The sequence below is a fragment of the Inhella crocodyli genome (assembly GCF_004004565.1).
In the GTDB taxonomy this organism is placed as follows: domain Bacteria; phylum Pseudomonadota; class Gammaproteobacteria; order Burkholderiales; family Burkholderiaceae_C; genus Inhella; species Inhella crocodyli.
The window spans coordinates 786,338-810,376 of the sequence record NZ_SACM01000001.1 but is presented as its reverse complement, the minus strand read 5'-3'; the positions used below and the strand labels follow the sequence as shown (position 1 = coordinate 810,376).

At 67.6% G+C, this 24,039-nt stretch carries 23 protein-coding genes; 10 read left to right on the top strand and 13 right to left on the bottom strand.

Annotated features, from left to right (window positions below; genetic code table 11):
• Nucleotides 1–48: 48 nt before the first annotated feature.
• Together EOD73_RS03780 and mutS are read right to left on the bottom strand one after the other, a co-directional pair.
• Complete coding sequence (locus tag EOD73_RS03780; protein WP_127680993.1) at nt 49–855, bottom strand: alpha/beta fold hydrolase; 807 nt, start codon at nt 853–855, stop codon at nt 49–51.
• A complete protein-coding gene (gene mutS, locus EOD73_RS03775; protein WP_127680991.1) occupies nt 852–3,458 on the bottom strand; it encodes a DNA mismatch repair protein MutS in 2,607 nt (868 codons plus the stop codon). The genes EOD73_RS03780 and mutS overlap by 4 nt, the downstream gene beginning before the upstream one ends.
• A gap of 164 nt (nt 3,459–3,622) precedes the next feature.
• Here mutS and EOD73_RS03770 point away from each other — a divergent pair, with 164 nt between their 5' ends.
• Together EOD73_RS03770 and EOD73_RS03765 are read left to right on the top strand one after the other, a co-directional pair.
• The gene (locus tag EOD73_RS03770) at nt 3,623–6,040 is read left to right on the top strand and encodes a putative bifunctional diguanylate cyclase/phosphodiesterase (protein ID WP_127680989.1); all 2,418 of its coding nucleotides are present in this window, start codon (nt 3,623–3,625) and stop codon (nt 6,038–6,040) included.
• 113 nt (nt 6,041–6,153) lie between these two features.
• The gene (locus tag EOD73_RS03765; protein ID WP_375137424.1) at nt 6,154–7,764 is read left to right on the top strand and encodes a choice-of-anchor I family protein; all 1,611 of its coding nucleotides are present in this window, start codon (nt 6,154–6,156) and stop codon (nt 7,762–7,764) included.
• Nucleotides 7,765–7,829: 65 nt separating this feature from the next.
• Here EOD73_RS03765 and EOD73_RS03760 read toward each other — a convergent pair whose 3' ends face one another.
• Entirely contained in the window at nt 7,830–8,672 is an 843-nt protein-coding gene (locus tag EOD73_RS03760; RefSeq protein WP_127680985.1) for an inositol monophosphatase family protein, read from the bottom strand.
• Nucleotides 8,673–8,785: 113 nt separating this feature from the next.
• On the opposite strand from EOD73_RS03760, the gene EOD73_RS03755 reads away from it, so the two are divergent.
• From EOD73_RS03755 to EOD73_RS03745, 3 genes are read left to right on the top strand one after another with little or no spacing between them, the layout of a single operon-like run.
• Nucleotides 8,786–9,520: an RNA methyltransferase gene (locus tag EOD73_RS03755; protein ID WP_240660581.1), complete on the top strand. Its 735-nt coding sequence runs from the start codon at nt 8,786–8,788 to the stop codon at nt 9,518–9,520.
• Nucleotides 9,521–9,578: 58 nt separating this feature from the next.
• Nucleotides 9,579–10,349 carry a serine O-acetyltransferase gene (gene cysE / locus EOD73_RS03750; protein WP_127682398.1) on the top strand — a complete coding sequence of 257 codons (771 nt, stop codon included), beginning with the start codon at nt 9,579–9,581 and terminating at the stop codon, nt 10,347–10,349.
• A gap of 2 nt (nt 10,350–10,351) precedes the next feature.
• Nucleotides 10,352–11,011, top strand: a complete 660-nt coding sequence (locus EOD73_RS03745; RefSeq protein WP_127680983.1) for a DUF502 domain-containing protein — start codon at nt 10,352–10,354, stop codon at nt 11,009–11,011.
• A gap of 14 nt (nt 11,012–11,025) precedes the next feature.
• Here the strand turns inward: EOD73_RS03745 and mog are convergent, their stop codons facing one another.
• Both mog and yjgA read right to left on the bottom strand, forming a co-directional pair.
• Nucleotides 11,026–11,595 carry a molybdopterin adenylyltransferase gene (mog, locus tag EOD73_RS03740; RefSeq protein ID WP_127680981.1) on the bottom strand — a complete coding sequence of 190 codons (570 nt, stop codon included), beginning with the start codon at nt 11,593–11,595 and terminating at the stop codon, nt 11,026–11,028.
• Nucleotides 11,595–12,137, bottom strand: a complete 543-nt coding sequence (gene yjgA / locus EOD73_RS03735; protein WP_127680979.1) for a ribosome biogenesis factor YjgA — start codon at nt 12,135–12,137, stop codon at nt 11,595–11,597. The genes mog and yjgA overlap by 1 nt, the downstream gene beginning before the upstream one ends.
• A 41-nt stretch (nt 12,138–12,178) precedes the next feature.
• Between yjgA and pmbA the strand changes: the two genes are divergently transcribed.
• Entirely contained in the window at nt 12,179–13,540 is a 1,362-nt protein-coding gene (gene pmbA / locus EOD73_RS03730) for a metalloprotease PmbA (protein WP_127680977.1), read from the top strand.
• Nucleotides 13,541–13,661: 121 nt separating this feature from the next.
• Nucleotides 13,662–14,747 (top strand): TRAP transporter substrate-binding protein, encoded by a 1,086-nt coding sequence (locus tag EOD73_RS03725; protein ID WP_127680975.1) that lies wholly within the window; start codon nt 13,662–13,664, stop codon nt 14,745–14,747.
• Between the two features lie 90 nt (nt 14,748–14,837).
• Here EOD73_RS03725 and EOD73_RS03720 read toward each other — a convergent pair whose 3' ends face one another.
• The 8 genes from EOD73_RS03720 to EOD73_RS03685 form a co-directional block, all read right to left on the bottom strand.
• A complete protein-coding gene (locus EOD73_RS03720; RefSeq protein WP_127680973.1) occupies nt 14,838–16,610 on the bottom strand; it encodes a TRAP transporter large permease in 1,773 nt (590 codons plus the stop codon).
• Nucleotides 16,607–17,161 (bottom strand): TRAP transporter small permease subunit, encoded by a 555-nt coding sequence (locus tag EOD73_RS03715; RefSeq protein WP_240660580.1) that lies wholly within the window; start codon nt 17,159–17,161, stop codon nt 16,607–16,609. The genes EOD73_RS03720 and EOD73_RS03715 overlap by 4 nt, the downstream gene beginning before the upstream one ends.
• A 97-nt stretch (nt 17,162–17,258) precedes the next feature.
• Nucleotides 17,259–17,603 carry a protein tyrosine phosphatase family protein gene (locus EOD73_RS03710; protein ID WP_127680969.1) on the bottom strand — a complete coding sequence of 115 codons (345 nt, stop codon included), beginning with the start codon at nt 17,601–17,603 and terminating at the stop codon, nt 17,259–17,261.
• 14 nt (nt 17,604–17,617) lie between these two features.
• Entirely contained in the window at nt 17,618–18,064 is a 447-nt protein-coding gene (locus tag EOD73_RS03705) for a GatB/YqeY domain-containing protein (RefSeq protein WP_127680967.1), read from the bottom strand.
• A gap of 75 nt (nt 18,065–18,139) precedes the next feature.
• Entirely contained in the window at nt 18,140–18,352 is a 213-nt protein-coding gene (gene rpsU, locus EOD73_RS03700; protein WP_127680965.1) for a 30S ribosomal protein S21, read from the bottom strand.
• 162 nt (nt 18,353–18,514) lie between these two features.
• A complete protein-coding gene (locus EOD73_RS03695) occupies nt 18,515–19,051 on the bottom strand; it encodes a hypothetical protein (protein WP_127680963.1) in 537 nt (178 codons plus the stop codon).
• An 83-nt stretch (nt 19,052–19,134) separates the two neighbouring features.
• Nucleotides 19,135–20,130, bottom strand: coding sequence for an HpcH/HpaI aldolase/citrate lyase family protein (locus tag EOD73_RS03690; RefSeq protein ID WP_127680961.1), 996 nt, complete (start codon nt 20,128–20,130; stop codon nt 19,135–19,137).
• 58 nt (nt 20,131–20,188) lie between these two features.
• Nucleotides 20,189–21,175: a malate dehydrogenase gene (locus tag EOD73_RS03685; RefSeq protein WP_127680959.1), complete on the bottom strand. Its 987-nt coding sequence runs from the start codon at nt 21,173–21,175 to the stop codon at nt 20,189–20,191.
• A 191-nt stretch (nt 21,176–21,366) separates the two neighbouring features.
• Here EOD73_RS03685 and sdhC point away from each other — a divergent pair, with 191 nt between their 5' ends.
• The 3 genes from sdhC to sdhA are packed head-to-tail and all read left to right on the top strand — an operon-like array spanning nt 21,367 to nt 24,035.
• On the top strand, nt 21,367–21,792 hold the full coding sequence (gene sdhC, locus EOD73_RS03680; RefSeq protein ID WP_127680957.1) for a succinate dehydrogenase, cytochrome b556 subunit: 426 nt from the start codon (nt 21,367–21,369) through the stop codon (nt 21,790–21,792).
• An 11-nt stretch (nt 21,793–21,803) separates the two neighbouring features.
• Nucleotides 21,804–22,244 (top strand): succinate dehydrogenase, hydrophobic membrane anchor protein, encoded by a 441-nt coding sequence (gene sdhD, locus EOD73_RS03675; RefSeq protein ID WP_127680955.1) that lies wholly within the window; start codon nt 21,804–21,806, stop codon nt 22,242–22,244.
• A 3-nt stretch (nt 22,245–22,247) separates the two neighbouring features.
• Nucleotides 22,248–24,035: a succinate dehydrogenase flavoprotein subunit gene (gene sdhA / locus EOD73_RS03670; RefSeq protein WP_127680953.1), complete on the top strand. Its 1,788-nt coding sequence runs from the start codon at nt 22,248–22,250 to the stop codon at nt 24,033–24,035.
• Nucleotides 24,036–24,039 lie beyond the last annotated feature (4 nt).

Here is a 24,039-nt window from a genome sequence, read left to right as displayed (position 1 = left end):
ATGCGGCCAGAAACGCTCAAGAGGAAAGCCGGAGTATATCGGCCGGGTTTACCCGAGGTCCTGCAGCAAGGCCAGCACCGCCTGGGCGGTGGTCTCCGGTCGCTCGAAGGGAAACAGGTGCGAGCCTTCGATTTCCCGGTAGCGCGCCGGCCCGATGAAGCGGCGCGTGGCCTCCAGCCCGCCCTGGCGCATTTCGGCGCTGCGCGTGCCCGCGATGAAACCCACCGGCGCCTTCAAGCGCCGGGCCACGTGGGGCAGGGTGTGCGGCAGCCCGGCGTAGATGCGGGTCTCGACCTCCCGGTGGAAGGCCAGGCGCAGGCCGCCGCGCACGGGGTCGGGCTCGAAGCCGCAATCGATGTAGTCGGCCAGCACGCGCGGGTCCCAGGCCTGGAACAGGGGCTTGCTGCCGAAATGCTTCTCCACGGCGTTGCGGTCCGGCCAGTGGTCGCGCCGCTGCCGCGCAATGCTGGCCGGCGGCACGCGCCAAGCCAGCCCGGTCAGCTTGCCCCAACGCAGCAGTTCGCGGCGCCAACCGCGAATGAAGGGCGAGTCGAGTTGCACCACGCGCGCCGCCCATTCGGGCCGGCGCGCGGCCAGCATCAAACTGAGCACACCGCCCAGCGAGTGACCGACGAAGTCGATCGGCCCGGACGGCTGCACGGTGTCGGCCACGAAGGCCTCCAACTGGTCCACCAAATGCGGCCAGTTGCTGGTCACCGGGAAGCGCGGGTCGTGGCCCAGCTTGGGCAGAGCGTGGACGGTGTAGCCGGCGTCGCGCCAGACCTTGAACAACAGGCGGTAGCAGCCGGCGGGGTAGCTGTTGGCGTGGGAGAAAACCAGGGTGCCCGCGCTCATCGCGCCAGCCCCTTCAAGCGGTACAGCTGTTCCAGGGCCTCGCGCGGTGAGCAGGCGTCGACGTCCAGCGCTTGCAAGGCCTGCACGGCGGGGTGCTCGGGCTCGGGTTCCGCGGCCGCCGGTGGGGGGGCGAACAGGTCCACCTGCGCCTCGCCCCCCGCCTTGTGGGCTTCCAGGGCCTCGAGTGCGGCACGGGCTTGGCGCAGCACAGGGTTGGGCATGCCGGCCAGGCGCGCCACCTGCACGCCGTAGCTGCGGCTGGCGGGGCCGGCCTGCAGTTCGTGCAGGAAGGCGATGGTGTCGCCGCTTTCCACCGCCGACACGTGCACGTTGTGGGCGCTGGGGTGGCGCTCGGGCAGGGCGGTCAGCTCGAAGTAGTGCGTGGCAAAGAGGGTCAGTGCGGCGCAGCGGTCGTGCAAATGGCTGGCGATGGCGCCGGCCAGGGCCAGGCCGTCGAAGGTGCTGGTGCCGCGGCCGATTTCGTCCATCAGCACCAAGGACTGTTCGGTCGCGGCGTGCAAGATGGCCGCGGCCTCGGTCATCTCCAGCATGAAGGTGGACTGCGCGTTGGCCAGGTCGTCGGCGGCGCCGATGCGGGTGTGGATGGCGTCCAAGGGCCCCAAGCGGCAGCTCTGCGCCGGCACGAAGCTGCCCATGCTGGCCAGCAGCGCGATGAGCGCCACCTGGCGCATGAAGGTGCTCTTGCCGCCCATGTTCGGGCCGGTGATGACGAGCAGGCGGCGCTTGGCGTCGAGCCGGCAGTCGTTGGGCTGGAAGGCCTTGCCCACGGTCTCGGCCAGTCGGGCTTCGACCACGGGGTGGCGGCCACCGACGATGTCGATGCAGGGGTGGGCCACGAACTGCGGCGCGCACCAGTTGAGCGTGGCGGCGCGGTCGGCCAGCGCGGCCAGGGCATCCAGGCTGGCCAAGGCGCGGGCCAGGTGGGCCAGCGCGGGCACCTCGGCGCCCAGCGCGTCCAGCAACTGCTCGAAGAGCGCCTTCTCGCGGGCCAGGGCGCGCTCGCTGGCGCTCAGGGCCTTGTCCTCGAAGGCCTTGAGCTCCGGCGTGATGAAACGCTCGGCGTTCTTCAGCGTTTGGCGGCGCTGGTAGTCGTCGGGCACCTTGTCCTTTTGACCCTGCGTGACCTCGATGTAGAAGCCGTGCACCTTGTTGAACTGCACGCGCAGGTTCGGGATGCCGGTGCGCTCCCGCTCGCGGGCCTCCAGCGCCAGCAAGAAGGCGTCGCAGTTGGCGTTGATGGCGCGCAGCTCGTCCAGCTCGGGGTCGAAGCCGTCGCGGATGACGCCGCCGTCGCGCAGCCACACGGCCGGTTGTTCGGCCAGCGCGTTTTGCAGCAAGGCCAAGGCCTGCGGGGGCGCGTGGCAGGCGGCGCGCAGCGCGTCCAGCAGGGGCGAGGCCGCGGCCGGGGGCACGGCGGCTTGCAGCTGCGGCAGCACGGTGAGGGTGTCGCGCAGCCCGGCGAGCTCGCGCGGCCGCACTTGGCGCAGGGCCACGCGGCTGCTCACGCGCTCGACGTCGGACACCTGGCGCAGCGCGTCGCGCAAGGGGCCGAAGCCGGCCTCGATCAGCACGGCGATGGCTTCTTGGCGGCCCACGGCCTGGCGGCGGTCGCGCGCCGGCGTCAGCAGCCAGTGGCGCAGCATGCGGCTGCCCATGCCGGTGCGGCACACGTCCAAGAGACTCAGCAGCGTGGGTTCGGGCTCGCCGCGCAGGGTGAGCGTGAGCTCCAGGTTGCGCTGGGTGGCGGGGGGCAGATCGATCAGCTCGGTCGCGCGCAGCACCTGCAGGCGCTGCAGGTGCCCCAAGGCGCGGCCCTGGGTGTGTTCCAGGTAGGCCAGCAGCGCGCCTGCCGCGGCGTGGGCACGGGGCAGGTCTTGCGCGTTCAGGCCTTGCAGCGAGGCCACGCCCAACTGGCTGCACAGCTTGCGCTCGCCCAGCGAGGGCTCGAACTGCCAGACGGGCCGGGGGGTGAGGGCGCTGCGCACGGCGGCCAGGGCCTCGGGTTGCCCCACGGCACTGGTGTCGCGGGCCACCAGGATCTCGGCCGGGCCCAGGCGCACCAGCCAGCCCGGCAGCTCGGCGGCGCTGCACTCCAGCAAGCCGATTTCGCCCTGGCTGACGGTGACCCAGGCCAGGCCGAAGCGGCCACCGCCCGCGTGCAGGGCGAGCAGCGGGGCGTCTTGCTTGTCGGCCAGCAACTCGGCGTCGGTGACCGTGCCGGGGGTGACGATGCGCACCACCTTGCGCTCGACCGGGCCCTTGCCCGCGCCCACCTCGCCCACTTGCTCGGCGATGGCCACCGACTCGCCCAGCTTGAGCAGGCGGGACAGATAACCCTCGAGCGACACCACGGGCACCCCGGCCATGACCACGGGCTCGCCCCCGCTGCTGCCGCGCACCGTCAGCGTGATGTCCAGCAAGGCGTTGGCCTTGCGGGCGTCGTCGTAGAACAGCTCGTAGAAGTCCCCCATGCGGAAGAACACGAGCAGATCCGGGTGCTCGGCCTTGATGCGCAGGTACTGCTGCATCAAGGGGGTGTGGGCCGACAGGTCGGCCGTCTCGGTGGGGGAAGGGGTCGTCATGGGGCGCGGGATCTTAGGGGGCGACCGACCCCGCTTTCGGGTGGAGGGCGTCGGTGCCATGCAGTTTCCGAGCGGTTTCAGGCTTGACCAGCGGCTCTGCCATGGTTACAAGGCCTCAGGCGCTTTTCCGCGGGTGACCGCGCTTGCTCGGCGCCAGGGAGCCCATGTTGAAAGTGACCCCGCTCACCCCCGCGGCCGCGGTGCCGACTTGGTCCGGCGGCGGCTTCGCCGGTGGCTGGCGTTTCCAACCTGGCAGTGGGTTGTGGACGTCCGATCCCGACGTGGCGGCCGCGCTGGGCCTGCCCTTGGTGTGCCAGTTGCAGGACTTCTTGGACGCCATCGACCCGGCCGACCAGGCCCAGGTCCGCTCGGCCTTGGAAGGGGCGGTGAGCAGCGGGGGGCGGATTCAGCGCCGGTTCAAGCTCTTGCAGGGCCCGGCTGCTGGCACCTGGGCCCGCCTCTCCGGCTTGGCCGAAGGCGGCGTGGTGACCGGGGCCTTGATCGACTTGCCCGGCGAGGGCCAGCGCATGGACAGCTGGCGCGACGCCGAGCAGCGGTTCCGCCACGCGTTTGACCAAACCCCGACCACGGCCGTGCAGGGCTACGACCGCCAACGCCGGGTGATTTATTGGAACGCGGCCAGCGAAGCCCTGTACGGCTGGCGTCGGGAGGAGGCCTTGGGCCGCCTGCTCGAAGAGCTGATCATCCCGGTGCCCATGCGCGCCGAGGTGATTCGCCTGCACAGCGCATGGGTCGAACACGACCAAGCCATACCGGCCGGGGAGTTGGAGTTGCAGCGCAAGGACGGCAGCCCAGTGCCGGTGTTCTCAAGCCATGTGCTGTTGCGCAACAGCTGGGGCGAGCCCGAGATGTACTGCATCGACGTGGACCTGCGTCAACAGCGTCAGGCGATGACCGAGGGCCACCGGCGGGCGCAACAACTGCAACTCGTCAGCCAGGCCAGCCACGCCGGTTGGTGGGAGTGGGACCCGGCGGAGGCGCGCCTGCGTTGGTCCTCCGAGATCGGTCGCTGGTTCGGTGCCCAAAATGGGGGCGAGTGCAGCATGGACGCCTTGCGGGCCGTGCTGGATGCGGGTCAGGGCCAACAGTTGGATGCCGTGCTGTCGAAAGTCAGCGCCGCCCCGGAAGGTTTGGACACGGAGTTGCGTTACACCTCCCCCGAGGGCGACCGCCACTACCTGCTGCACGTCGAGCCCAGCGATCCTGCCTGTCCTCTCCGGCGCATGGGCACCCTGCTGGACATCACCGAGAGCAAAGAGGCAGCGTCTCGCATCGACCGCTTGGCGCACTTTGACGCCACCACCGGCCTGCCCAACCGCCTGTTGATGCGTGAGCGTTTGGCCGAAGCGCTGACGCGCACGCCCCGCGAAGGGGCGAAGCTGGTGGTGGGGGCCATCGGGCTCGACCACTTCCGCTTGGTCAACGAGTCCTTTGGCATGGCCGCAGGCGATGCCTTGCTCAACGCCTGCGCGCAGCGTTTGCAGAGCCGGCTGCGCGGCAAGGACCTGGTCGTGCGCCTCACAGGCGACCAGTTTGGGGTGCTGCTGGACGGCTTGGCCAGCGAGGCCGAGACCGAGGCCATGGCCAACAAACTGCTGGGCACCTTCGACCAGCCCTTCACCTTGGATGAGCAGGAAATCTTCTTGACCGCGAGCCTGGGGCTGTCGGTGTGCCCTGACGATGGCGACAACGCCGAGGCCCTGCTGCAGCACGCCGAGACGGCTTTGCACCGGTCGAAGGAATTGGGCCGCGGCCACCACCAGTTCTTCCGCGCTGATATGAACCAGCGATCGCGCGAGCGGGTGCAGCTCATCAACCGCCTGCGCCGTGCGCAAGAGGGCGGCGAGTTGTCGCTGCACTACCAACCCCAGATGCTGCTCAGCAGCGGGCAGTTGAAGGGGGCGGAGGCCCTGCTGCGCTGGCAATCGCCGCAATTCGGCTCGGTGCCGCCGGACCGCTTCATCCCCTTGGCGGAAGACAGCGGCTTGATCGAGCCCATCGGCGACTGGGTGCTGGCGCGGTGCTGCGAGACCCTGCGCGATTGGCATGCGGCCGGGCACACCCAACTCACCCTGGCGGCCAACCTGTCGGCGCGGCAGTTCCGCGCCCGCAACTTGGTGCAAAAGGTGGCTGCGGAGATCGAGCGCTGCGCCGTGCCTGCGAGCAGCCTGGTGCTGGAGGTGACGGAGTCGGTGCTCTTGGACCGCGATGGCTTGACGCGCGACTTGCTGTTCGGCCTGAAGGACCTGGGCCTGCGCCTGGCCATCGACGACTTCGGCACCGGGTATTCGTCCCTGTCCTACCTCCGCCGCTTTCCCGTGGACATCTTGAAGATCGACCGCGCCTTCGTTCGTGACCTCGGCAAGGACGCCGACGCCGATGCGCTGGTGCGGGCCATCGCGGGGATGGCGCGTGCCCTCAAGCTCACCGTGGTGGCCGAGGGCGTGGAGACCGCCGAGCAGGCGGCGCTCTTGAAGATGCTGGATTGCGACTACGGGCAAGGGTGGCTCTTTGGCAAGCCGCAGCCGGCCCCCGATTTCGCGCGGCTGTTCATGGCTTGAGCCGCGCCAAGGCCTGTCACGCCCATGTCACCGGCGCAGGCCACGATGGCGGGTTTTCAGAATCCGCCATTGCCATTGCCATGCGCCACCGCCTGTTGCCTCGCACTTTCCGAGTGCTGCCCCTGTGTTTGTCCCTCTCGCTGCTAGCGGCTTGCGGCGGCGGCTCTGAAACCCCCAGCGAGGACCTGGGGCCGCGAGCGGTCAAGTTGGTCAAGATCGGGGGTTTCGAGGGCGGGACGCTGGGCGCGGCCGAGATCACCGCTTTTGACGCGGGCAGCAAGCGCCTGTTCGTGGTCAACGGGGCCAATGGCACGGTCGACGTTCTGGACCTGTCCAACCCGGGCGCGCCCAGCAAGGTGGGCACGATCTCGGTCAGCGCCTTCGGTGCCGCGGTCAACAGCGTGGCCGTGCACGAGGGCATCGTGGCCCTGGCCATCGAGGCCAACCCCAAGACGAACCCGGGGACCGTGGCCTTTTACAGCGCCACCGACCTGCGCCTGCTGGGCAGCGTGCGCGTGGGCGCCCAGCCCGACATGATCGTGTTCACGCCCGATGGCAGGAAGGTGCTGACCGCCAACGAGGGCGAGCCCAACAGCTACGGCCTGCCCGACTCGGTGGACCCGGAGGGTTCGATCAGCGTGATCACCGTCAACGGCGGCACGGCGCCCACGGGGGCCACGGCCGATTTCCGCGCGTTCAACGCCCGCGCGGCCGAATTGCGCGCCGCGGGCGTGCGCATATACGGCCCGGGCGCCAGCGTGGCGCAAGACCTCGAGCCCGAGTACATCGCCTTCAACGGCGACGGCACCAAGGCCTACGTCACGCTGCAGGAAAACAACGCCATCGCCATCGTCGACGTGGCCACCGCCACGGTGACCGACATCAAACCCTTGGGCTGGAAGGACCACAGCCTCCCCGGCATGGGGCTGGATGCCAGCGACGAGGACGGCGGCACCAACACCAACAGTGGCACGCCGCTGCTGAAAATCGCCAACTACCCGGTGCGCGGCCTGTACCTGCCCGATGCCATCGCGTCGTACACCGTGGGCGGCAACACTTACTTCATCACCGCCAACGAGGGCGACGCGCGCGCCGACTGGCCTGGATTCAACGAGGAAACGCGCGTGCGCCAGCACTGCAGCAACGGCCTGGACCCGGCGGTGTTCGGCACGAACGCGGCCAACCTCCTGTTCGACAGCAACCTGGGTCGCCTGCGCATCACCGCCACCCCGAACGGGGGCACCGACGGCAAGAACGCCACGGGCCAGTGCACCGCGCTGTACAGCTTCGGCGCGCGCTCGTTCAGCATTTGGAATGCGAACGTGGAGCGCGTGTTCGATTCGGGCGAGGACCTGGAGCGCCTCACCAGCAGCCTGGGCAACGCCAACTTCAACGCCAGCCACGACAACAACACCTTGGACAGCCGCAGCCCCAGCAAGGGTCCGGAGCCCGAGGGGGTGGTGCTGGGGCGCTTTGGTGCCAAGACCCTCGCCTTCATCGGCCTGGAGCGCGTCGGCGGCGTGGCGGTGTACGACGTGACGGATCCGCGGTCGCCCGTGCTCATGGACTACCTGAACCCCCGCGACGGCCTGGGCGGCGACCGGGGGCCCGAAGGCCTGCACCTCATTCCCGCGGCCAAATCGCCCAACGGCAAGGCCTTGCTGATCGTGGGCCACGAGGTCAGCGGCAGCACGACGGTGCTGCAGATCAACGAATTCCGCTGAGCTTCACGTCTCAAAAAGGAACAGGGCGCCGCGGCGCCCTGTTGACCTTGGGACCGTCGACCGGCTCAGGCCTCGTCGGCGGGCTTGTCGTCTTGGCTGATCACCCGCGTGTAAGGCTGCAAGATCGGCACCAACTGGGCGTAGATCTTCGGCGTGCCGGCCAGCAACTCCCGCTGGTGCAGGAAGTCCGACTCGCCGGTGAAGTTGCCCACCAGGCCGCCGGCCTCGGTCACGATCAGCGACCCTGCGGCCACGTCCCAGGGCGACAGGCCGGTCTCGAAGAAGGCGTCGTAGTAGCCCGCGGCCACAAAGCACAGGTCCAGGCTCGCCGCGCCCGGGCGGCGCACGCCCGCCGTTTGCATCATCACGTCCTCAAAGAGCTTGAGGTAGCGCTTGAAGCTGTCGCCCTTGCGGAACGGAAAGCCCGTGCCCACCAGCGAATCGCCCAGGCGCGTGCGCTTGGACACGCGCAGGCGGCGGTCGTTCAAAAAGGCGCCACGGCCCTTGCTGGCGTGGTACAGGTCGTTGCGGGTGGGGTCGTACACGACGGCCTGCTGCACCACCCCACGGTGGGCGAGGGCGATGGACACGGCATAAATGGGCAGGCCGTGGATGAAGTTCGTGGTGCCGTCCAGCGGGTCGATGATCCACTGGTACTCGCTTTGCGAGTTGCCGTGCTCGCGGCCCGACTCTTCGGCCAGGATGCCGTGCTGGGGGTAGGCCTCCAGCAGGGTTTTGATGATGGCGGCCTCGGCCGCATGGTCGACTTCGGTGACGAAGTCGTTCACGCCTTTGGAGCCCACCTTCAGCACGTCCAGGTCAAGAGATGCGCGGTTGATGATCGAACCGGCGGTGCGGGCGGCCTTGATGGCCACGTTGAGCATGGGATGCAGGGCTGCAGAGGACATGCGTGTTCCTGGAGAAAAGGTGGGCTGGCGGTGGAAAAGAGCGTCCCGCAAGGGGATCCGGCGGTGGCCGGGATAATTGCGGGATTCTACTGAGATCGCCGCCGGCGCCCGTCGTGCAAACCACACGCTTCGTTCTCGTCCGCACCAGCCACCCCGGCAACGTCGGGGCCACCGCCCGGGCGATGAAGGTCATGGGCTTCCACGACCTGGTGCTGGTCCAGCCCCGATTCGACGACGTCCTCACCCAGCCCGAGACCCTGGCCTTTGCCAGCGGGGCCACCGATGTGCTGCAACAGGCGCGCGTGGTGGGCACCCTGGCCGAGGCCCTGGACGGCATCCACACCGTGGTGGGCACGGCCATGACCCCGCGCGACTTCGGCCCGCCCTGCCACGCGCCGCGCGCGCTGATGCCGGAGCTGGCGCTGGCGGGCACCGGGGTGGGCTTCGTCTTCGGCAGCGAACGCTTTGGCATGGCCAACGAAGACGTCTACCGCTGCCATGCCTTGGTCTCGATCCCGACGCACCCCGACTACGGCTCGCTGAACCTGGCACAAGCCGTCCAGCTCTTGGCGTACGAATGGCGCCAAGCCCTGGGGGGCTTTCATGTGCAGGCCCGCACGCCCGACCCCACGCCAGCCGATGCCCAGGCGGTGCAGGGCCTGTTGACGCACTGGGAGCAGGCCTTGGTGGACGTCGGTTTCCTCGACCCTGCCGCCCCCAAAAAGCTGATGCCGCGCCTGAACCAGTTGTTCAACCGGGCCGGACTGCAGGCCGAAGAGGTGCACATCCTGCGCGGCATCGCCCGGGCGATGCAGGCGCAGGCCCAGAAAGCCAAAGAGCGGTGTTGACGCGGGCCTTCTCCCCGCGTCCCTACACTCCCCGCCCTCTGGAAAGTCCCCTCCCATGTTGTTTGCCCGCCTGCGCGAAGACATCGCCTGCATCCTGGAACGCGACCCTGCCGCGCGAAGCGCCTGGGAAGTGTTCTGGTGCTACCCCGGCTTGCACGCCCTGATCGTCCACCGCCGCGCCCATTGGTTGTGGCAGCACGGCTTCACCACGCTGGCGCGCTTCGTCTCGCACCTGGGGCGTTGGCTGACGGGCATCGAAATCCACCCGGGCGCGCAGTTCGGCCGCCGGGTGTTCATCGACCACGGCATGGGCGTCGTGATCGGCGAGATGGCCGAGATCCACGACGACGTGACCATCTACCAAGGCGTGACCTTGGGCGGCACCACCCTGGTGAAAGGCGCCAAGCGCCACCCCACGCTGGCGCGTGGCGTCGTGGTGGGTGCCAACGCCTGCGTCCTGGGCGGCTTCACGGTGGGCGAGGGCGCGCGCATCGGGTCGGGCGCGGTGGTCACCAAGCCGGTGCCCCCTGGCGCCACGGCCGTGGGCAACCCGGCCCGCATCATCGAGGCCAGTGCCGAGCAGGCCCGCGAGGCGGCGGCCAGCAAGATGGGCTTCAGCGCCTACGCGGTGACCCAAGGCGATGACCCCGTGGCCCAGGCCATGAAGGGCTTGATCGACTCGGCGGCGGGGCACGAGCACCAGATCGCCCTGCTGTGGGGGGCCTTGCAGAAGTTGCAGCAGGGCCAGAAGGACTGCCTGCCTGCCGACGCCGCAAAGGCTGAGCACTTCAACGCCGAAGAGTTGTCCAAGCTGGTGGATCCGTCCTGACCATGCGCCGAGTGCCTCGACACCTGCTCCGCCTGTTGGTCACGGGCGCCCTGGCCGCACTGCCCCTGGCCGCCACCGTGGCCTTGTTCGCCTGGGTCTTTGCCTTGCTGCGCCAGTCGATCGGACCTTCCAGCCCATTCGGCCAGTGGCTGGGCCGCATTGGGCTGGGCGTCTCGGAGTCGGAGATGCTTGGCTACTTGCTGGGGGTGGCCCTCATCGTGGCCGTGCTCCTGGTGCTGGGCCTGCTGACCGAGTTGGGATTGCAGCGCGGCTTGGTGGGGCTGGTGGACGCGCTGGTGAGACGCATTCCCTTGGTTCGCAGCGTCTACGACTTGGCGCAGCGCTTCGTCAACCTGGTGTCGCCGCGGGCGCCCTCCAGCACGCGGGCGATGCGCCCGGTGTGGTGCCATTTCGGGGGGCGGGATGCGCCCCACAGTGCCGTTCTCGGGTTCCAAAGCGCACCCGAAGCGGTCTTGGTGGCAGGGCGGCCCTGCCTCGTTGTGTTGGTGCCCACGGCCCCGGTGCCCGTGGGCGGCGGGTTGCTGTTCGTGCCGGAAGACTGGGTGACCCCGGCCGAGCTCAGCGCCGAGGCCATCACCAGCCTGTACGTCAGCATGGGCGTGACGGCGCCGCAGTACCTCCCGAGCGCCCCGCCTCGCTGAAAGGGGTCCGGGGCTCAGCCCGCCGGGGGACGGAGTGCCGACTTCGGGCGAAAGGCCTTGCAGACGGTGGCGTCGGTTTCCAAGTAGGGCCCGCCGAGAAGGTCGAGGCAGTAAGGCACCGCGGCAAAGATGCCCGGGGTGCCCTCCAGCCCGCCCAAGGTTTCTGCGATGGCCTTGGGTTGCCCCGGAAGGTTCAAGATCAAAGCGCGCCCGCGGATGACGGCCACCTGCCGCGACAAGATGGCCGTGGGCACGAAGCGCAGGGAGATTTGGCGCATCTGCTCCCCAAAGCCCGGCATTTCGCGGTCTGCCACGTCCAGGGTGGCATCGGGGGTCACATCGCGGGGAGCGGGCCCGGTGCCGCCGGTGGTCAGCACCAAGTCGCAGGCCACTTCGTCCACCAGCGAGCGCAGGGTTGCAGCGATGGCGCTGCGCTCGTCAGGGATCAGACGTTCTTCGAAGGTCACCGGATTGCGCAGGGCCTGGGTCAGCCAGGTCCGCAGGCTGGGCAGGCCTTGGTCGGCGTACACGCCGCTGCTGGCCCGGTCGGAGCACGAGACCAGGCCGATGCGCACCGCGTCCATCAGGGCTGCGCCTTCAGAAACTGGAACAACTCGCGGTAGCCCCGCCCGCTGCGAGACTCTGGCTGGGCGGCCGCGTCCTTGCGCGCCGAGCGCACCAGGCTGCGCAATTGCTGCACGTCCACGCCCGGGTGCGCGGCGATGTAGTCCTGCAAGGCTTGGTCGTCGGCCAGAAGGGCCTCGCGCGTGGCCTCCAACTCGTGCAGGCGCAGCTGGTCGTGCGCGTGGCCGAGCTTGAAGGCGGCCACGGCTTCGCGCAGCGGTTCGGCATCGACCTGGCGCATGAGCTTGCCGATGTACTGCATCTGGCGGCGCTTGCCGCCGTTGGCGGTGATCTTTTTGCCGTCGCGCAGCGCTTGGCGCAGGTTGTCGGGCAGGCCGATCGCGTCCAGGCGGCTGTCGGGCAGGGCCAGCAGCTCCAGCCCAAGGGCCTGGAGCGCTTCGCTTTCCTTCTTTTGCTGGGTTCGGCTGGGGACGCCGGGGTCGTAAACGGCGTCCAGGTCGTCGTCGCTGGGGCCTGGGCTGGCGGGGCGGGGTCTTGGCATGCGCTCATTATCATGACCGCCCCTTGATCCCGAGCCATTTCATGACCCAAGCCACCGCCGGTTTCGCGCACAGCCGTGAGGAGTTCCAGGACCTGGTCGAGCGCACGCTGGCCCTGGCCCGCGAGCAGGGCGCCAGCGACGCGGTGGCCGAGGTCAGCGAGGGGGCCGGCTTGTCGGTCTCGGCCCGCATGGGCAAGCTGGAGAACGTGGAGCGCAACCGCGACAAGAGCTTGGGCGTGAGCGTCTACCTGGGCCAACGCCGCGGCCACGCCAGCACCTCCGATTTTTCCGACCGGGCGCTGCGCGACACCGTGCGGGCGGCCTACGACATCGCGCGCTACACCGCCGAGGATCCTTGCGCCGGCTTGCCCGACGCTGAGGACCTGATGCTCGAGTCGGTGCCCGACCTGGACCTGTTCCACCCCTGGGCCATCGACGCCCAACAGGCGGCCGAGTTGGCCCTGCGCTGCGAGGCGGCGGCGTTGCAGACCGACCGCCGGATCACCAACAGCGAAGGCGCGGGCGTGTCGGCCCAGCAGTCGCACTTCTTCGCTGGCAACAGCCGAGGGTTTCGCGGGGGCTATGCCAGCAGCCGCCACTCGCTGTCGGTCGCTCCCATCGCCGGACGCGGGGCCGGGATGCAGCGCGACGCCTGGTACAGCAGCCAGCGATGCGCCGCCGACTTGGCCACGCCGGAGGCCGTGGGCCGCTATGCCGCCGAGCGCGCGCTGTCGCGCCTGAAGGCACGCAAGGTGGCCACGGCGGAGGTGCCGGTGCTGTTCGAAAGCACGCTGGCCGCCGGCCTGCTGGGTGCGTTGGTGCAAGCCACGAGCGGCGGGGCGCTCTACCGCAAGGCCAGTTTCTTGTTGGACAGCCTGGGGCAGCCCATCTTGGCCTCCCACATCGACGTCGAGGAGGACCCCTTCGTGCCCCGGGGCAAGGGCAGCGCGCCTTACGACGACGAAGGCGTGCGCACACGGGCCCGCAGCGTGGTGCAGGGTGGCGTGCTGCAGGGCTACTTCCTGTCGAGCTACTCGGCGCGCAAGTTGGGCATGAAGACCACCGGTCACGCCGGCGGCTCGCACAACCTCGTCATGAAGAGCCGGGCGACGGCGCCGGGCGACACCTTGGCGGTGATGCTCAAGCGCTTGCACCGCGGCCTGTTCGTCACCGAGTTGATGGGGCAGGGCGTCAATTACGTCACCGGCGATTACTCCCGCGGGGCCAGCGGCTATTGGGTCGAAAACGGCGAGATCGTGCATCCGGTGGAAGAGATCACCATCGCGGGGCACCTGCCGCAGATGTTCAAAGACATCGTCGCCATCGGCGCCGATGCCTACACGACGGGCACCAAGACGGTCGGGTCGGTCTTGGTGCGGCGCATGAAAGTGGCTGGCAACTGAACACCTGACCGGCAGTTGGACACGCTGCGTGTCTCGGTCGCGCACAGGGCATTCCCGGTTCGGCCCGTAGAGGGGGCTCCCTAGAATCGGCGCGGCTCAACTTCCCAATGGAGACCGCGAGATGGAACGTCGTTCGTTTGTGTCGAAAGCCGGTTTGGCCGGCGTCTTGGCGGCGGGCGTGGCCCCGGCCGTGCATGCCCAGGCCACGCTGCGGTGGCGCTTGGCTTCTGCGTTCCCGAAAGCCCTGGACACCATTTATGGCGCGGCCGAGGTCTTCTCCAAGAAGTTGGCCGAGATGTCGGGAGGCAAGTTCCAGGTGTCGGTGCACGCCGGTGGCGAACTCATGCCCCCCTTCGGCGTGGTCGACGGCGTGCAGAACGGCACCGTCGAAATGGCGCATACCGCGCCGTACTACCACTTCGGCAAGGACGAGACCTTCGCCTTGGGCTGTGCGATTCCCTTTGGCCTGAACAGCCGCCAAATGACCGCCTGGCAGTACGAGGGCAATGGCCTGAAGCTGATGCGCGAGTTCTACCGGAACTACAACATCATCCACTTCCCCATGGGCAACACCGGCGCCCAAATGGGCGGTTGGTACCGCAAAGAGATCAAGACCGTCGCCGACATCAAGGGCCTGAAGATGCGCATCGGCGGCTTCTCGGGCAAGGTGCTGGAGCGCATGGGCGGCGTGCCGCAAAACATCCCCGGAGGTGAGGTGTACGCCGCGCTGGAAAAGGGCACGATCGACGCCGCCGAGTGGGTGGGCCCCTACGACGACTTGAAGCTGGGCTTCTTCAAGGTGGCCCCGTTCTACATGTACCCCGGCTGGTGGGAAGGCGGCCCGCAGCTCGACCTCTACATCAACACCAAGGCCTACGACGGCCTGCCGGCCGAGTACAAGGCCATGGTCGATGCCGCTTCGGCCTACGCGCACACCGAGATGCAGGCCCGCTACGACGCCCGCAACCCCGCCGCCTTGACGCAATTGCTGGCCAACAAGACCAAGCTGGTTCAGATGCCCATCCCGGTGATGGACCTGGCCTTCAAGGAGTCGATGGCGCTGTACGACGAGATCTCGGCCAAGAACCCGAACTGGAAGAAGGTCTACACGGACTACGCGGCCTTCCGCAAGGAAAGCAACCGCTGGTTCCGCTACACGGAAGCGATCTTCGACCGCTACATGCAGAGCAAGATCACGTCGCTTTGAGGCGGTGTCCGCGCTGCCAACCGTCAGCGCGGACGCGCCAACAAAAACAAAGGGCCCCTCGGGGCCCTTTGTCATGGCGCTTGGCTTGGGCTAAGGCGCTGCCGAGGCGGCGGCCTCGGGGCTGGAAGCGCCGTCCATGGGGTCGATCGGCGCGGCATCGAAGCCCGGGTCCTTGGGGGCCATGTCTTCCATGGCCTTGTCCACGTCCACCGTTTCCACCGTGGACATGTTGCCCGTCACCAATTGCGGCCACGCGATCACGGCGGCGACCATGATCAACTGAAGCACGATGAAGGCCACCGAGCCCTTGTAGATCTGCGCCGTGCTCACCGCCGGAATCGTTTTGCCCGTCACGCGGTCGGTGTAGTCCTTGTTCGGGGCCACGCTGCGCAGGTAAAACAGCGCGAAGCCAAAGGGCGGGGTCAGGAAGGAGGTTTGCAGGTTCATGGCCAAGATGACCCCGAACCAGATCATGACCATGTCGGGGCTCATGCCCGGCACCATGGCGGGCAACACGCTGGCGGCAACCGGCGCCAGGATGGGAACCACGATGAAGGCGATCTCGAAGAAGTCGATGAACATGCCGAGGACAAACACCAGGACGTTCACGACGATCAGAAAGCCCAGCGCGCCGCCGGGCAGTTTGTCGAACAGGTGCTCGACCCAAATGTGACCTTCGGCGGCATTGAAGGTGAAGCTGAACACCGTGGAGCCGATCAGGATGAACAGCACGAAGCACGAGAGCCGGGCCGTGTTGTCGAGGGCCTGATTCAAGAGGCCAAAGCTCAAGCGTCGCTTGACCCCCGCCATGATGAGCGCACCCACGGCCCCCATGGCACCCCCTTCGGTGGGCGTGGCAACGCCCAAAAAGATCGTTCCCAGCACCAAAAAGATCAGCACCAAGGGCGGAATCAGCACGAAGGTCACCTGCTGGGCCAAGCGCGACAACAAGTTCAAACGCAGGAACTTGTTGGCCAAGGCCAGCACCCAGGCCAAGACGGCGCCGACGGTCATCGACATGATCAATCGCTCGTCTTCTGGCGCAGGCAGGCTGCGTTCGAGCATCGGATTGAGGATGGCGTCGTGCTGGTGGTGCCAGGCCACACCCGCCAGCGCGCACACGGCCAGCAACGCCGCAAGAGAGCGGTAGCCCCCACTGCCGTCTGACTCTTTGTAGATGCGCGCTTCCAACGGCAAGGCCGGCACCCAATCCGGCTTGACGACGGCAACGGCCACGATGAAGAGGAGGTACAGCCCGACCAGCATCAAGCCAGGCACCAGGGCGCCGGCGTACATGTCGCCCACCGAGCGTCCCAACTGGTCGGCCAGGACGATCAGCACCAAGCTGGGAGGGATGGCCTGTGCCAGGGTGCCAGACGCCGTGATGGTGCCCGTCGCGATGCTTCGGTTGTAGCCGTAACGAAGCATGATGGGCAGCGAGATCAAGCCCATGGAGATGACGGCTGCGGCGACCACACCGGTCGTGGCGGCCAACAAGGCGCCCACCAAGATCACCGCAATCGCCAGTCCGCCACGAACCGGACCGAACACTTGCCCCACCGTCTCGAGCAGGTCTTCGGCCATGCCCGACCGCTCCAAGATGATGCCCATCAGCGTGAAGAACGGGATGGCCAACAGCGTGTCGTTCTGCATGATGCCGAACACGCGCAGGGGCAGAGCCTGAAACAAGCTGCTGCCAATGTGCAGCAACTCCGGGTGCAGGTTGCTGAGTTCCATCCCGAGCAGACCAAAGCCCAAGCCCGTCGCCGCCAGTCCGAAGGCGACCGGGAATCCCGAGAGCAGCATCAACAGCAGCCCCAGGAACATCAGGGGCACGAAGTTTTGGGCAATCCAGAGCGTCATGCCGAAGCCCCTTGCTCAGAGGCCTCTGCGGCCTTGACTTCAGGGGTGATGGCGTGGGGCAGGTGCCCAGTCAAGAACGCAACGCGTTTGATCAACTCCGACGCGGCCTGCAAGAGCAGCAGGCCAAAGCCCAAGGGCATGAGCAACAAGACGGGCCAGCGAATCAGCCCCCCCGCGTTCTGGCTCATTTCGCCCGACACCCAGGCTTGGTGGAACAAGGGCCAAGACAGGTTCACCAGCAGCACCGTCAAGGGTGCCACCACGACCAAGATCCCCACGATGTCGATGACAGCCTGGGCGCGTTCACTGAGGCGGCCCGCCAGAAAGTCGATGCGAACGTGCGCATTGCGAAGGAACACGTAACCGGCTCCGAGCAAGAACACGGCCGAGAACAGGTACCACTGAACCTCGAGGAACGCGTTCGACCCAATGTCGAACGCCTTTCGCATCACCGCATTGCCGGCGCTGATCAGCACCGAGGCCAAGATCAGCCACCGAATGCCGTGGCCGATGAGGAGCCCCAAGCGGTCGATCGCTTGGGACGCAAACACGAGGAACTTCACCGCAATTCACCCTTTGCCCTGCAGGTGGCAGGCTCTGGGGGAATTCTAGGGACGGGCCTCTAGACGGGAGGCGGCGTTTACCCCGTCAGTGCTCAGACGCTTGCTGGTAAAGCATGGCCGAGCGCGAGCCCGAACGGCAGAACATAAGCAGCGGGCGGGGCAGTTCTTGCAACAGGGCCGCCATCGCGGCGATCTGCTCAGGGCTTTGCCAGCCGCCGCTGACGGGCAGGAAGCGGTAGGTCAGGCCGGCGGCCAGCGCCGCGGCTTCGATGGCCGCGTTGGTGGGCTGGTCGGGGCCGTGCTCGAAATCGGGCCGGTTGTTGACCACGCTCTTGAAGCCGGCCGCGGCGGCCGCGGCCATGTGCTCCGGGCCGAGTTGCGGTGCGACGCACACGTCGGACGTCAGGGCATGGGCGGGCAGGTGTTGCATGGCGATCCCTCCGTTCAGGCCGCCAGGGCCTTCTTGACGGCCGCGGAGGCCATGCCCATGTCGGCCTTGCCGGCCAACTGCGCCTTGACCGCGCCCATGACCTTGCCCATGTCGGCCGGCCCGCTGGCGCCCAGCGCCTTGACGATGTCGGCCACGGCGGCGTCCAAGGCCTCGGCCGACAGGCGCTCCGGCAGGTAGGCGCTCAGCACGGTCAACTCGGCGGCCTCCTTGTCCACCAGGTCTTGGCGGCCCGCCGCCCCGAACTGCTCGATGGCGTCTTTGCGCTGCTTGATGAGCTTGTCCACGATCGCCACCGCCATGGCGTCGTCGACCACGACCCGCTCGTCCACTTCCTTTTGCTTGATGGCGGCCAGGAGCATGCGGATCGTGCCGAGACGCTCGGTCTCTTTGGCGCGCATGGCGGCTTTCATGTCATCGGTGATGCGGTCTTTGAGGCTCATGGTCGGATGGGGTGGCGGCTGAATGAAAAAAGCCCGCGGTGAGGCGGGCCTTCTGGTGCTGATTCCCGCGGGGGATCAGTACATGCGCTTGGGCAGCTGCATGCTGCGCACGCGCTTGTAGTGACGCTTGACGGCGGCGGCCTTCTTGCGCTTGCGCTCGGCGGTCGGCTTTTCGTAGAACTCGCGGGCGCGCAAGTCGGTCAGCAGGCCCAGCTTTTCAATGGTGCGCTTGAAACGACGCAGGGCGACGTCGAACGGCTCGTTCTCTTTGACGCGGATGGTGGTCATGTAAGGTTCCAGGTTCGCTCGGTGTTCACGCCAGGGTGGCTGGGGCCGCAGGCACTTGGGGTCCGGACCGAAGTGCCGGGGTCGCCAAGCCGCCGCAAAGGCGCAAATCGTTGCGGGGGTTTGCTAGCAAGCCCGCGAGTATAGCCGAGCTTTTCCGGGAAATCACGGGGTTTTTGGGGCCTTCATCGCTTCCACCTCGGCGACCTGTTCGGCATGGAGGCAGCTGTCGGCCATGCGCTGGCCGCGCTTGGCGTCCATGAGCATGGACTTGATCGGCACTTGCAGCCAGACGATGCCCGCGCGCGGGTTCTCCAGGCGCACCACGCCGGTGTTGGTCGGCTGGGGCGTCAGGGTGTAGGCCTCTTTGCCGTGCGTCAGCACGAAGCGACCGGCCAGGGACGGGTGGGGCTTCACGTCCACGGTCTTGCCGTGCTCGCAGCGGGCTTCGCCCACGAGCACCAGCGGGGCCACCGCGAGGCGATCGGGGTCCAGCGCTTCGGGCTCAGCACCGGTGGGGGCCTCGGTGGCACTGGGTTGCGCCATGGCGGCGGGCTTGGCGCTGGGCTTGGTGGCCTTCTTCACCGGCGGGCGGGTCGGCGAGGCCTTGAGCGTGGGGTGCTCGGGGTGGGTGGGGTGGGTCTGCGCTTGGAGGGCGGTGGACACCAGGCCGGCGAGGGCGAGCGGGAGGATCAGGCGCATGGGCAGCTCAAGGCAAGAAGAGGGTCGCCACGCATTGTCGCGCGCAGCTCCGGGCAGGCGGTAGGGCTTGGTGAGGACCGGTGTCAGGCTGTTGGCGGTGTGAAGAAGCGCAACACGGCCTCGGCAGGCAGTGCGATCTGTTGCCGGTGGGCTTGGCTCAGCAGGTGCCAGTAGTAGCGGTAGCTGGCCCGGTCGTGCAGGCGGTCGCGGTGCCGCGTGGGCGCCCAATCGGCGTCTTGGGCCGCGCAGAGGATGTCGGCGGCTTCGTCAAGCTCGCTGGGGTCGGGCGCCAAGGCCGCCAGCAAAGGTTCGATCTGGGCAGGGTGGATGCTCCACATCCGCGTGTAGCCCAGCTCGCGCGCCGCGCGCCGGCCCGCGTTGCGAAGCTGCGCCAAGTCCTGGAGCTCGGTGACGACGCAGTGCGAGGGCACCTTCCCGTGCGCGTGGCACGCGGCGCTGATGGCCAGCTTGGCGCGCAGCACGAGCGGGTGCTGAAACTGCCCCTGCACCCCCATGGCCTCGGCCGGAATGGCGCCCCGGTGGGCGGAGACAAAGTCCATCAAGCCGAAGGACAAGGACTCGATGTCGGGGTGGGCCGCCAAGGCGTCCACCTCGCGCAGCGCACCGTGGGTTTCGACCAAGGCCTGCAGGGGCGGGCCTTGCTCGTGCCCGGCTTGCCGCCAGGCCTGCTGAACGCGCACCGCCCCCCGGTGCAGTTGCTCGGCGCTGTCGATCTTGGGCAGCATCAGGTAGGCCAGCCGCTCGCCGGCCTCGTGCGCCAGACGGTGGACCTCCATCTCGAAGGCCGGGTGGTCGACGGGGTGCACGCGCACGCCGACGCGGCCGCCCGTTGGGCCCCGGAGCAGGTCCACGACGAGGTCGACATGGGCCGCTTCGGCGCCCACGGCGGCCCCGTCTTCGCAGTCCAGGGTGACGTCGAAGCGCCCTTGCCATTCGGCCTGCAGTGCCAGGCTCTTGCGCATGAGCTTCTCGACCCCGCAGTAGTGGTCGACCGGGGGCAGCCAGCGGCTCGGGGGGTCTTGGGCGTCGCTGAGGGCGTCGTGGGGGTGGATGCGCATGGGCAGGCCAAGAAAAAGGGCCGGTTGCCCGGCCCTGAAGGTCATCGACGGACGTGCATCACAGCAGGTGCTGGATGGCGGCCTTCTCTTCGAGCAGTTCGTTCAGGGTCTTGGTCATGCACTCGCGGCTGAAGGCATCGATCTCGAGGCCTTGAACGACCTTGTACTCGCCGTTCTCGCAGGTGACGGGGAAACCGTACATGACTTCCTTCGGGATCTCGTAATCACCCAGGGACGGGATGCCCATGGTGACCCACTCGCCGTTGGTGCCCAAGGCCCAGTCGCGCATGTGGTCGATGGCGGCGTTGGCGGCCGACGCGGCCGACGACAGGCCACGGGCCGCGATGATCGCGGCGCCCCGCTTGCCCACGGTGGGCAAGAAGACGTCCTTGTTCCAGACCTGGTCGTTGATCATGTCCTTGACCGCGGCACCCTCGATGGTGGCGAAGCGGTAGTCGGCGTACATGGTCGGCGAGTGGTTGCCCCACACCGTCAGCTTCTTGATGGCGCCCACCGGCTTGCTGGTCTTGGCGGCGATTTGGCTGGCGGCACGGTTGTGGTCCAGGCGCAGCATCGCGGTGAAGTTCTTGGCCGGCAGGTCGGGGGCCGACTTCATGGCGATGTAGGCGTTGGTGTTCGCGGGGTTGCCCACCACCAGCACCTTCACGTTGCGCGAGGCCACAGCGTTCAGGGCCTTGCCCTGAGCCGTGAAGATGGCGGCGTTGGCGCTCAGCAGGTCGGCGCGCTCCATGCCGGGGCCGCGCGGGCGGGCGCCCACCAGCAGGGCGTAGTCGGTGTCCTTGAACGCCGTCATCGGGTCGCTGTGGGCTTCCATGCCGGCCAGCAAGGGGAAGGCGCAATCTTCGAGTTCCATCATCACGCCCTTGAGGGCGTTCTGGGCCTTCTCGTCCGGGATTTCCAGCAGTTGCAGGATCACCGGCTGGTCCTTGCCCAGCATTTCGCCCGAGGCGATGCGGAACAGCAGGGCGTAACCAATTTGGCCGGCGGCGCCGGTGACGGCAACGCGAACGGGTTTCTTGCTCATGGGTGGAACTCCGGGGAGGGGGGTGGAAAGGGAATCGCGCGCAGTTTAGGGCAGGGTTCCTACGGGTTACACACAGCGATCCAGTCTGTCTTTGCGAAGCCTGCGTCAGGCTCGCGCAAGGCCCGTGCCTAGAATCCGCGGCCGTTGTTTACAGCCGATTACGTCCCCGCCGACCCGATCGAGGCTCGCCCATGAACACGAAAACCAGACCCCAATACACCAACCTCAATGTTTTCAAGGACTTGACGAGCTACCGCCTCCCGGTGGCCGGCATCGTGTCCATCCTGCACCGCATCAGCGGCCTGCTGTTGTTCATCCTGTTGCCCTTCGTGGTCTGGCTGTTCGACACGAGCCTGACGAGCGAAATCTCGTTCGAGGTGTTTCGCTCGGCCTTCGTGGCGGGCATCGGGTTCGTGCCCGCTTGGTTCGTGAAGCTGACCGTGCTGGGCCTGATCTGGGGCTACCTGCACCACTTCTGCGCCGGCCTGCGCCACCTGTGGATGGACGCGACGCACAGCGTGAGCAAGGAGCAGGGCAAGTCCAGCGCCATCGCGGTGATGACGGTCAGCCTGCTGTTGACGGCCGCGCTGGGCGCCAAGCTGTTCGGCGTGTACTGAGGAGCTTGACCATGACGACTTACGGAAGCAAACGCCTCGTTTCGGGCGCCCACTACGGCCTGCGGGACTGGCTGGCCCAGCGTGTGACGGGGGCCTTGATGGCCTTGTTCACCATCGCGCTACTCGTTCAGGTGCTTCTACCCAACCAATGTGCTCCTGGTGCCGCGGGGTGTAGCTGGTTGCTGAGCCTGTTGCCCAATTGGTTGATCGAATGGTTGCCCAAGGACGCTATGGGCTACGACCGCTGGGCCGCGATCTTTTCGGCGCAGTGGATGAAGGTCCTGACCTTCACGTTGATCCTGTCCTTGGCGTACCACGCCTGGGTGGGCGTGCGTGACATCTGGATGGATTACGTGAAGCCCGTGAGCGTGCGCCTGGTGCTGCACGTGTTCACCTTGGTCTGGCTGGTGGCTTGCACCGGCTGGGCCGTTCAAGTGCTCTGGAGACTCTGACAAATGGCAGCCATCGCCAAACGCAAATTTGACGTCGTCATCGTGGGCGCCGGCGGCTCGGGCATGCGTGCCTCGCTGCAGTTGTCCCTGGCCGGCCTGAACGTGGCCGTGCTGTCCAAGGTGTTCCCCACCCGCTCGCACACCGTGGCCGCGCAGGGCGGCATCGGCGCCAGCCTGGGCAACATGAGCGAAGACAACTGGCACTACCACTTCTTCGACACCGTCAAGGGCTCCGACTGGCTCGGCGACCAAGACGCCATCGAGTTCATGTGCCGCGAAGCGCCCAAGGTCGTGTACGAGCTCGAGCACTTCGGCATGCCCTTCGACCGCAATGCCGACGGCACGATCTACCAGCGTCCGTTCGGTGGCCACACGGCCAACTACGGCGAGAAGCCGGTGCAGCGCGCTTGCGCGGCCGCCGACCGCACCGGCCACGCCATGCTGCACACGCTGTACCAGCAGAACGTGAAGGCGCGCACGCAGTTCTTCGTCGAGTGGATGGCGCTGGACCTGATCCGCAACGCCTCGGGCGACGTGGTCGGCGTGACGGCGCTGGAAATGGAAACCGGCGAGCTGCATATCCTGGAAGCCAAGACCGTGCTGCTGGCCACCGGCGGCGCCGGGCGCATCTTCGCGGCCAGCACCAACGCCTTCATCAACACCGGCGACGGCCTGGGCATGGCCGCGCGTGCCGGCATCCCGCTGCAAGACATGGAGTTCTGGCAGTTCCACCCCACCGGCGTGGCCGGCGCGGGCGTGCTGCTGACCGAAGGCTGCCGGGGCGAGGGCGCGATCCTGCGCAACTGCAACGGCGAGCGCTTCATGGAGCGCTACGCCCCGACCTTGAAGGACCTGGCCCCGCGCGACTTCGTGTCCCGCTGCATGGACCAGGAAATCAAAGAAGGCCGTGGCTGCGGCCCGAACAAGGACTACATCGAGCTCGACATGACGCACCTGGGTGGCGAGACCATCCTGAAGCGCCTGCCCTCGGTGTTCGAGATCGGCCACAACTTCGCCAACGTCGACATCACCAAAGAGCCGATCCCGGTCGTGCCCACCATCCACTACCAGATGGGGGGCATTCCGACGAACATCCACGGCCAAGTCGTGGCGCCCGCGGCCGATGGCTCGCAGCAGATCGTCAATGGCCTTTACGCGGTGGGCGAGTGCGCTTGCGTCAGCGTGCACGGCGCCAACCGCCTGGGCACGAACTCCCTGCTGGACCTGTTGGTGTTCGGTCGTGCGGCGGGCAACCACATCGTGGGCGCCCACAAAGCCGGCCTGTCGCACCAAGACCTGCCGGCCGACGCGGCCGCGGTTTCGCAGGCGCGCCTGGACCGCTTGGACAGCGCGACCGACGGCGAGTACGCCCAGGACGTGGCCAACGACCTGCGCACCAGCATGCAGCAGCATGCCGGCGTGTTCCGCACCCAGGCCAGCATGGACCAGGGCGTCCAGAAGATCGCCGAGTTGCGCGAGCGCGTGAAGCGCATCGGCCTGAAGGACAAGAGCAAGGTGTTCAACACCGCGCGCATCGAGGCCTTGGAGGTCGAGAACCTGATCGAGGCCGCGCAGGCGACCATGGTGTCGGCCGCCGCTCGCCACGAGAGCCGCGGTGCGCACACGGTGAACGACTACGGCGACACGCCGGAGCACCCGAACGGTCGCAACGACGATGTTTGGATGAAGCACACCCTGTGGCACAGCGCCAGCAACAGCCTGTCCTACAAGCCGGTGAACCTCAAGCCGCTCACCGTCGAATCCATCCCGCCCAAGGTCCGCACCTTCTGAGGCC